The organism is Microbacterium sp. ISL-103 (assembly GCF_018613995.1).
Lineage (GTDB): Bacteria > Actinomycetota > Actinomycetes > Actinomycetales > Microbacteriaceae > Microbacterium.
The window spans coordinates 3,485-12,552 of the sequence record NZ_JAGGPD010000413.1; the positions used below are offsets into that span (position 1 = coordinate 3,485).

The following is a 9,068-nucleotide window of genomic DNA, read 5'->3' on the forward strand; positions in this document are numbered from 1 at the left end:
CGAGGGCGGCGCGCGCGGGTAGCGCGGACATCAGAAACGTTGCTGCCCGTTCGATGCTGACGTTGTTGGGTGCCGCGACTACAGATGCAGCAGGCACCGAAACGTATTCGCTGTACCCGCCGTGCGCGCCCTGGTTGTCGACGATGGCGACCACGGATTGTCCGACCCGTAGCCCCGATGTCTGCGCTGCCTCCGTGCCCAGAGCGTGGACGACCCCGGAGATGTCCATCCCCGGAATGTACGGCGGTTCGAGGTCCGAGTACCACGCGGCGAGGTGACCCTCGCGGAGCATCACGTCAGCGGGGTTGATGGCGGCAGCGTGGACCTTGATGCGTACTTCATTGTCGTGAACCGGAGGTAGGGGGAGGTCGAATGTGTTCAGCGCGTCAGGTCCACCGTACGTGGCAACGCCGATTGCCTTCACCGCAGCCCGTCCTGCGGGGCACGCTCGACCGACGGCGCACCGTCAGTCGCATCTCGTTCCGGGGAGAACCAGGAGGCGAGCATCTCGAACTTCTCAGCCGTTGCGGTGCCCGGAGGGGCGCTGTATGTGACGATCTGCAGACCATCCTGACCCGGCATCTCGAACACATCGAAGGCTGCTTCCACCACGCCAACATCGGGGTGTTGGAACGACTTCACCCCACTGCGATGCTCGTGGACGTCCTGCCGGACCCAGTCGTTGCGGAACCGCGGGCTCCGTGTGGAGAGCTCCCCGATGAGCGCTGTGAGATCCGCGTTGAGTGGGTTTCGACCGGCTTCCAACCGGATCGTCGCTGCGACCGTGCGACGGGCGAGCGCCCAGTCGCGGTAGAACGTCTGAGCCCGCGGGTCGAGGAAGACGAAGCGAGCGATGTTGGGTCGGTCGCTGGAGTCGAAGATCGGGGCGTAGAGCGCTCGTCCTATCAGGTTCGCAGCGACGAGGTCCTGGTTAGCGTTGTGAACGATGGCGGGTGTTGCCATGTTGTCGAGTACTCGTTGCACAGAAACTCGTACACCGTTCGGTGCCGGAGCCGGCCGTTTCTTGCCGAGCTTCGGGGCGGTGCGTGCGAGGTCGAAGAGATACTCGCGTTCGACGTCATTCAGATGCAACGCCGAAGCGACCGCCCCCACCACGCTTTCTGATGCCCCGTGAATGTTGCCGCGTTCGAGTCTGGTGTAGTACTCCAAGCTGACGCCGGCAAGCACTGCGACCTCTTCGCGGCGGAGGCCGGGTACACGCCGTTCGCCGAAACTCTCCAAGCCCGCCTGCTCCGGGGTCACCTTTGCACGGCGTGACATCAGGAAGTCTTTGACTTCGTCCTTGTTGTCCGTCATCTGTCGCTCATCCTTTGGTCCGGGACCCTGCGCGTCTCCGCGTGTACTGTGCGCCGACGGTCCGTATCCGGGTCGGCAGTACGCCTGTTCGCATCGTATTTCTGTTCCCGGAGCACCTGGGAGGTATGGACAGTGCCCCCCGGCTCATCACCGAGCGTGATGGGTGCTCCGGAGAAGCGCCGACGCGCGGCATATCGAGTGCGCGCAACTCAGGGGGTCCTGAGCGTGCCTCCCACGCCCGACGCACGCCTGCATACGTTGAGGACGCCGGGGTACCCGCACCGGGGGCTCGCACTCACTCGAGCACCCGCGTGGCCTGCCCGACCAGACCCGACACCAAGTCGGGCCGACGAAAGGAAGCACACATGACCTCACTACGCGGACGGCACCTCGCCGCTCCCGTCCTTGCCGTTGCGCTCCTCACCGGATGCACCTCGGCTCCGGAAGCGGCCCCGGAGCCCGTGGAAACGACTGCTTCGGCGGGAGGAGGGGACACCGGGACGGTGCAGACCCTCGCTTCCGGGCTGGAGTCGCCGTGGTCAATCGCTTTCATTGACAACAGCGCCCTCGTCAGCGAACGCAACACTGGGCGCATCGTCGAACTCACCGACGACGGCACCACGAGGGAAGTCGGCGTAGTGGAGGGATCCGCGCACCGAGGTGAGGGAGGGCTGCTGGGCCTCGCTGTTCGAGACACCGACCTGTATGTGTTCACGACGACGGACACCGACAACCGCATCATCCGCTATCCCCTGAATGGCGATGCCGGGTCCTACACGCTGGGCAACGCGGACATCATTCTCGACGGTCTTCCGGCGTCGAGTTACCACGACGGCGGCCGTATCGCGTTCGGGCCCGATGGCATGCTGTACGCGACCGTCGGCGACACTGGCAGTAGGACCGCCGCGCAGGACATCGATGACCTGGGAGGGAAGATCCTCCGCCTGACTCCTGACGGCGAGGTCCCCGCGGACAACCCCTTCCCTGATTCCTTCGTGTACAGCTACGGGCACCGTAACCCGCAAGGCCTCGACTGGGCCGAAGACGGCACCCTGTACGCCTCGGAGTTCGGTCAGGACACGTGGGATGAGCTGAATGTGATTCAGCCGGGCGGGAACTATGGGTGGCCCGAGGTGGAAGGCATCGTGGGTCAGGCAGAGTATGTCGATCCCGTCCAGCAGTGGGACCCGGCTAACGCCAGCCCGAGCGGAATGAGCATCGTCGACGGGACAATCTACATCGCCAACCTGCGCGGCGCGCGACTGTGGACCGTCCCGCTGAGCGACGTCACCACATCTACTGACCAACTGGTCGGCGAGTACGGTCGGCTGCGTGATGTCGTGGAAGCCCCTGATGGCTCGCTGTGGGTTCTTACGAGCAACACCGATGGGCGAGGCGAGCCGAGCTCCGACGACGACCGCGTGCTGCGAGTGGTCCGCTAAAGACTCTCTGAGGTGGCCTAAGAGTGCCTCCCACCTCGACAGTTCCCGTCTTTACGCTGGAAAGATGACGTGCGGCGGGTGGTGTATTGCCGCCCGCCGCACGTGGCCACTGTCAAGCAATTGGAGGATCATGCGTTCCGTTTCTCTCGGATCAACAACTACCCAGGTGTCCAACGTCATCGCCGGGATGATGCGCATCGCCGGCAGCGATGACCAGCAGATCCGGGACCTGTACACCACTGCCCGCGAGGCGAGCATCGACGTTTTCGACCACGCCGACCTGTACGGCTTCAACCACCCTGGCGGCGGTCCGCACCTGTGCGAGCGACGTTTCGGCGACGCGCTTCAGCTCACCTCATCAGAGCGAGAACAGATCACGCTGCAGACGAAGACCGGCATCATCGCAGACCCGTGGGGCTACGACCAGTCGTATGAGCACATTGTGAGCTCGGCGGAGGAGTCGCTGCGCGCACTACGCACCGACTACCTGGATCTGCTCTTGCTGCACCGCCCCGACGCGCTTGTCGAACCGGACGAAGTCGCGCGGGCGTTTGATCACCTCGAGTCGACGGGCAAGGTGCGTGCGTTCGGTGTGTCCAACCACACGCCGCGTCAGATCGACCTGCTCAAGACCGCGGTCACCCAGCCGATTGTCGCCAATCAGGTGCAGTTGTCCGTCACCCATTCCACGCTGGTCGCCCAGGGCCTGTCCTCCAACATGGTCGGCTTCGATGACTCCATCAGCCGAGACGGGGGAGGGCTTGTCGACTACGCCCGTGTGAATAACATCACCTTGCAGGCCTGGTCCCCGTTCCAGAAAGGTTTCCAGGACGGAGTATTCCTCGATTCGCCCGAATACCCGGAGCTGAACGCGGAGCTCGAGCGCCTCGCGGCGAAGTACTCCGTCACCCCGACGGGGATCGCCACCGCATGGATCACCCGGCACCCGGCCGGCATCCAGGTCGTACTCGGCACCACCACCCCGCAGCGGGTGACTGACGCGGCAGCCGGTGCGGACATTCCGCTCACCCGCGGCGAGTGGTATGCGCTCATCCAGGCTGCTGGCCACAACGTGCCCTGACCGGCACACCACGAAGAAACGACAGAAGGAGTATTACGCCATGACGTTGAACGAGACGTACGCGTTGGCGAACGGGATCCAGATCCCGAAACTTGGGCTCGGAACGTGGCTCATCGACGATGACAAGGTCGCGGACGTCGTCCGCAACGCCATCGACATCGGCTACCGCAACATCGACACCGCACAGGCATACGGCAACGAACGCGGCGTCGGTGAAGGCGTCCGCGCCAGCGGCCCGCTCCGTGAAGACTTGTTCGTCTCCACGAAGCTCGCCGCGGAGATCAAGGACTACGACGCTGCGGTGGCGGCCATCGACGAATCGCTGGCGAAGCTGGATATCGGGTACATCGACCTCATGCTCATCCACAGCCCGGAGCCGTGGGAGGACTACCGAGGCGGCAGCTACGACGAAGGGAACCGTCAGGCGTGGCGCGCGCTGGAAGATGCGCACAAGGCCGGAAAGATCCGCACCATTGGTGTGTCAAACTTCCAGCCGTCCGACATCGAGAACATCTTGCAGGTCGCCACGGTCGCACCGACCGTGAACCAGATTTTGGTCCACGTCGGAAACACTCCGACAGACATCATCGACTACTGCGAAGCACACGACATCCTCATCGAGGCGTACTCTCCGATTGCGCACGGTGAGGTGCTGGCCAGCACCGAGATCGCTGAGATCGCCGGTCGATATGAGGTATCGGTGCCTCAGCTGTGCATTCGATACACGATTCAGCTCGGAGCCGTCTCCCTGCCGAAGACGTCCAACCTTGAGCATCTCAGATCGAACGCGGACGTTGATTTCGTCATCTCCGACGCCGACATGCAGGTCCTATCGAACCTGGTTCTCCGGGACTATGGAGATTCCGCCGCGTTCCCTGTGTACAGCGGAAAGTAAGTAGTTCGAAGTTCCCCGGTCATGTTCGTGGCCGGGGATCTTTGCACGTGTGCTGCTGCTCCGAGCACGGAAACGCCGGCCGCCCCTCACCCGGGGCGGCCGGCGTTTCGTTGTGTTCAGACCGCGACGGGAGCTGTCCGACGCTCCACGAATGCGAGGATGCCCAGCGGGACGAAGATCAGCACGCCGAACACGACACCGACGACGGCAGGGGCCGATGCCCCGAGAGTTCCGAGCAGGAGCGAGCTGGTGAGGCCCGTCCCAATAGCGGTGCCAAGGTTAAAGATCGACGCGGGCATCGCGGCCGCCAGGGCGTCCGACTCGCCACCGAAACGCACAGCCAGCGAGACCATGATCGGATTTGCGGAGAGTCCCACAAGGCCCAGGAGCGCGAACAGGGCCAGCAGCAGCGCGGGCTGCGACGAGAAGGCCCAGATCCCTGCGCACGCGATGACTGTTACTCCGGCGGTGACGAACGAGGTCGCATACGGGTGCGTGTCTCCGAGACGGCCGCCGACGATGTTGCCGACAAGAGCGCCGACTCCGAACGCCATCAGCGCGTAAGGGATCACGGATCCGGATAGGCCAGCGCTGTCCGTGATGAGAGGAGCGATGTAGCTGTAGACGGAGAGCACGCCCGCATTGATGACCGCGCAGGTGATGAGCACCAGCCAGAGCCGGCCGTTGCGGAGCACTCGAAGTTCGCCGAGGACTGTGGGTCGCTTCTCAGGTGGCGGGTTGTAGGGCACGAGCCGTGCGACACCAACCGCGGCGAGAGCCGCGAGAACGGCGAGAGCCCAGAATGTTCCTCGCCATCCGATGAGTTGGCCGCTGATGGAACCGAGCGGGACACCGAGGACGTTTGCGAGCATGCCACCGCCGAGCACGAGCCCGAGTGCGCGAGAGCTCGCTTCCGGACCTGCCGCACGGGCCGCCGCGGCGGATCCGACGGCCCAGAACGCGCCTGTAGCGACGGCGGTGACGAAGCGCGCGGCGAGCATCAGTTCGAAGCCCGTCGTGAGCGCGACTGCAACGTGTCCGAGGGCGAACACAGCCAGCGAGGCAGACAGGGTGATGCGGCGAGGAAGCCGCAGGGTGGCGAGGGCCATGGCGGGCGCGCCGACAATCATGCCGACCGCGAAGATCGTGATGGACAGGCCGGCGTGAGCGACCGTGGTGTTGAAGTCGCTGGCCATCTCGGGGAGGAGACCGGCGACGACAAACTCGGTCGTTCCCATGAGGAACGTGCCGACGGCGAGAACGTATATGACGAGAGGGAGGCGAGTCTTCTGAGACGTGGTGGTGGCGTCGGGCGCAGTCATAGAGATATTCCTGAGTGAGGCGAGGAGTCGGTAGGCCCGCGCGAAGGCGCGGCAGCGGGCATGCGTACATCAAGTCAACAAGCCGCATGCACCGGGCTGGGAGGCACGGACAGTGCCTCCTAGTGTTACTCGGCGGTCGCGAGGCGGAGCAGATGGTCGGCGGACGACGTTGTGCGAGCGGGCGAGATGACAGCTCGCATGGGGACCGCGCGAACCTCCGGGGTGAGGCGTTTGAAGGTCATTCCGGTCTGCTGGCTGCGCCTGGCGAGTCCCGGGATCACAGCGACCCCCAAGCCCGCGGCGACCAGCGCGATGAGGTTGTAGCCTTCGATTGCTTCCGCGCGAATCCGGGGACTGAAGCCGTTCGCGATACACGCGGCGACCACGGAATCGAACTCGATGACGGCTCTGGAACGGTCGGTGGTGATGAGGTACTCCTCTGCGATCTGCGACCACTCCACTGCCTCCTGAGAGGACAGCGGATGGGAGTCCGGGAGAGCGACGTAGTACGAGTCGGCCGCGAGTTCCATCCCCTCGAACTCAGGGTCCGGGTGCAGCGTACGGAAGAAGCCAAGGTCGAGGTCGCCGGAGCGCAACATCGGGATCTGCTCCTCAATGTTGAGCTCATGCACCCGAATCGACACGTCGGGCAGCTCGGCTTTCGCTCGAGCGAGAAGCTGAGGGACCACGCCGATGATGGCTGAGGGCACGAACCCGACTTCGAGCGTTTCCATGTGGCCAGCTGCCGCTTCGGTCGCGATGCCCGCAAGCCGACTGTACCTGCCGAGTATCCCACGCGCCTCATGGAGGACGGCGATGCCCGCCGGTGTCAGATCGATTCGCCGCGGCAAGCGTACGAACAGCTTCTCGCCCAGTTCTGACTCCAAGCGTTGGATCTGCTGGGTCAGTGGCGGTTGGGACACATGGAGTCGACGCGCGGCGCGTGTGAAACTCAGCTCCTCCGCAACGGCGACGAAGTACTCCAGTCGAGTGAGACTCATCGAACCCTCCGCCGGTCGCTCTCATGCTCTCGACAGGATCCCGTCGATGGCTTCTTCCAAGATAGCGGCGGCGGTGACGAGCTGCCCTCGGGCCTCCTCCAGCGCCCATTCATGCGTGTCCAGACGGCGACGCTGTTCGTCTCGGATTTCTTCCTGCGCGCTGGGCGCCGCGCCGCCGTAGACGGTTCGTTGCGCGACGGACTCCGCCGGCTCCAAAGCAGTCCGGATGTCATCCTCCGAGAGTGAGAGTCGGCGACCCAGGTACGCCTCGGCTGCTTCATCCAACAGTTCGCTCGTGACCTCGTCCGGGGAGATCTGGCGCTCTTCGGTCAACCGCACCGTGATGCCCACGATCTGATGTGCGGCCCGCCAGCTCAGCCCACCACGTCGCACAACCAGGCTGGTCAGGTCGCTCGCGTTCGCCCATCCGGCGATTGACGCCTCACGCATGCGGGCGATGTTCGGCGTGAGTTCTTCCAGCAGGCGGGTGAGGTCGCGGGTGACTCCGGGGAGCGCGTCGAACAGCTCCCACAGCAGTGTTTCGGGTTCGTTGCGTTCCAACATCGGCTGGCCCGTCGCGCCACGCTCAGCGAGGAATCCGCTGGTGAGCATCGCCAGAGCCTTCGTCGCTTGCGCCTTCATGAACTGCGGCAACATCGGGTTGCGTTTCTGCGGCATCACGCTCGACGTGTCGCAGAAGCGGTCGGGCACGTCCACGAACTTCGTGTCGCTCGCCAACCACTGCTCAAGATCGTCACCGAGGCGCGCGAGGTCGTTCCAGATCGCGGCGAGGGTGCTCTGAGATTCGAGATTGATGTCATGACTGAGCACCGCATCGAACGTGTTTGCCAACGGGCGGTCAAAGCCGAGAAGCGCGGCCGTGCGGTGGCGGTCCAGCGGGAGGTCGCTCCCCGTGAGAATGCCTGCGCCGGCCGGTGACTCGTTGACCCGGGCGTGAAGTGACGCGAGGCGGTCAGTATGGCGGGTGAGCACCTCGACCCACATTCCGAACCAGTGCCCGAACGACGTCGGTTGGGCGTACTGCAGGAAAGTCTGTGCAGGGAACACGACATCGACATGGCGTTCCGACAGGCCGATGAGAGCAGCGCGGAACGTGTTGAGCGCGTGCCATGCAACCAGGATGCGGTCACGGAGTGCGAACCGGCGGGCCACTTCACCCAGGTCGCCGGAGCTGCGACCGAGGTTGATCCATCCGCCGATGTCTTCACCGAGCTCCCGGATGACGAAGTACTCGAGCGAATGCTCACCGCCCTGAGCATCAAGACGTACGGCTTCCATGCCCTGTTTTTCCATAGACCTCACGAGTCGGAGGATCTCGGAGCCGGCGTGTGCAGGGATCAGGCCTTCCTCGGTGAGCATGACAATGTGGGCCTTGTCGAAAGCATGCACGCCGGGCAGAGTTGCCGAGAACTTCTCGGTGCGGTGGTACTCCAGATCCTCGAGAAGGTCTTCGGTGAACCGGATTCCCGCAGTGCGGAACCCGCGATAGGTGCCAGCTTTCTGCTGCAACATGGAGGTGACCTTTCGTCGTCGAACAGGATTCGGTCTGAGTGTGTCATCGGCTCGTGGTCAGCGGCCAGCGGATGAGATGTCGTTTCCGCTATGGGATGTATCGCGAGGTCGTATTGGACGGGCGGCTGCGGGGCCGGGTTCACTCAACGCAGTGGTTTCCGCCACATCCAACTGATTTCTCGAAAGAGTTCCGAAATGACAACGACGTCTGTGACATCGACCGTGCCGTTCGACCAAGCGACCGTTGGCCGCTTCCATTGGCGGGTGGCAATAGCCTCAGCCACCGGCTCGTACGCGGACGGCTACATCCTCGGTGTCAGCGGTATTGCGCTGGCAACGGTGCAACAGACGGTGGAGATCGCCCCGGTGTGGGTGGGGCTTCTGGGGTCGGCGACACTGTTCGGTCTGTTCTTCGGCGCACTCATCTGCGGCAGGCTCGTTGACCGGTTCGGTCGACGCCCGTTCTACGGTCCGCTC

General features: G+C 64.1%; 9 protein-coding genes. 4 read left to right on the forward strand and 5 right to left on the reverse strand.

Annotated elements, in window-relative coordinates:
* Together J7E68_RS14785 and J7E68_RS14790 are read right to left on the reverse strand one after the other, a co-directional pair.
* A partial coding sequence (locus J7E68_RS14785) for an alcohol dehydrogenase catalytic domain-containing protein (RefSeq protein WP_215173834.1) occupies positions 1 to 424 on the reverse strand: 424 nt, incomplete at its 3' end.
* Positions 421 to 1,317, reverse strand: a complete 897-nt coding sequence (locus J7E68_RS14790) for a helix-turn-helix transcriptional regulator (RefSeq protein WP_215173836.1) — start codon at positions 1,315 to 1,317, stop codon at positions 421 to 423. The genes J7E68_RS14785 and J7E68_RS14790, both read right to left, overlap by 4 nt.
* 365 nt (positions 1,318 to 1,682) lie before the next feature.
* Here J7E68_RS14790 and J7E68_RS14795 point away from each other — a divergent pair, with 365 nt between their 5' ends.
* The 3 genes from J7E68_RS14795 (at position 1,683) to J7E68_RS14805 (ending at position 4,735) form a co-directional block, all read left to right on the forward strand.
* On the forward strand, positions 1,683 to 2,759 hold the full coding sequence (locus tag J7E68_RS14795) for a sorbosone dehydrogenase family protein (RefSeq protein WP_215173838.1): 1,077 nt from the start codon (positions 1,683 to 1,685) through the stop codon (positions 2,757 to 2,759).
* A gap of 130 nt (positions 2,760 to 2,889) precedes the next feature.
* The gene (locus J7E68_RS14800; protein ID WP_215173840.1) at positions 2,890 to 3,840 is read left to right on the forward strand and encodes an aldo/keto reductase family oxidoreductase; all 951 of its coding nucleotides are present in this window, start codon (positions 2,890 to 2,892) and stop codon (positions 3,838 to 3,840) included.
* 40 nt (positions 3,841 to 3,880) lie between these two features.
* Positions 3,881 to 4,735 carry an aldo/keto reductase gene (locus J7E68_RS14805; RefSeq protein ID WP_215173842.1) on the forward strand — a complete coding sequence of 285 codons (855 nt, stop codon included), beginning with the start codon at positions 3,881 to 3,883 and terminating at the stop codon, positions 4,733 to 4,735.
* 116 nt (positions 4,736 to 4,851) lie between these two features.
* On the opposite strand, the gene J7E68_RS14810 is transcribed toward J7E68_RS14805, so the two are convergent.
* The 3 genes from J7E68_RS14810 to J7E68_RS14820 all read right to left on the reverse strand — a co-directional run bounded on the left by J7E68_RS14810 (position 4,852) and on the right by J7E68_RS14820 (position 8,591).
* On the reverse strand, positions 4,852 to 6,057 hold the full coding sequence (locus J7E68_RS14810; protein WP_215173844.1) for an MFS transporter: 1,206 nt from the start codon (positions 6,055 to 6,057) through the stop codon (positions 4,852 to 4,854).
* Between the two features lie 125 nt (positions 6,058 to 6,182).
* On the reverse strand, positions 6,183 to 7,058 hold the full coding sequence (locus tag J7E68_RS14815; RefSeq protein WP_215173846.1) for a LysR family transcriptional regulator: 876 nt from the start codon (positions 7,056 to 7,058) through the stop codon (positions 6,183 to 6,185).
* 21 nt (positions 7,059 to 7,079) lie between these two features.
* Positions 7,080 to 8,591 carry an argininosuccinate lyase gene (locus J7E68_RS14820; protein ID WP_215173848.1) on the reverse strand — a complete coding sequence of 504 codons (1,512 nt, stop codon included), beginning with the start codon at positions 8,589 to 8,591 and terminating at the stop codon, positions 7,080 to 7,082.
* Between the two features lie 195 nt (positions 8,592 to 8,786).
* On the opposite strand from J7E68_RS14820, the gene J7E68_RS14825 reads away from it, so the two are divergent.
* A partial coding sequence (locus tag J7E68_RS14825; RefSeq protein ID WP_396652510.1) for an MFS transporter occupies positions 8,787 to 9,068 on the forward strand: 282 nt, incomplete at its 3' end.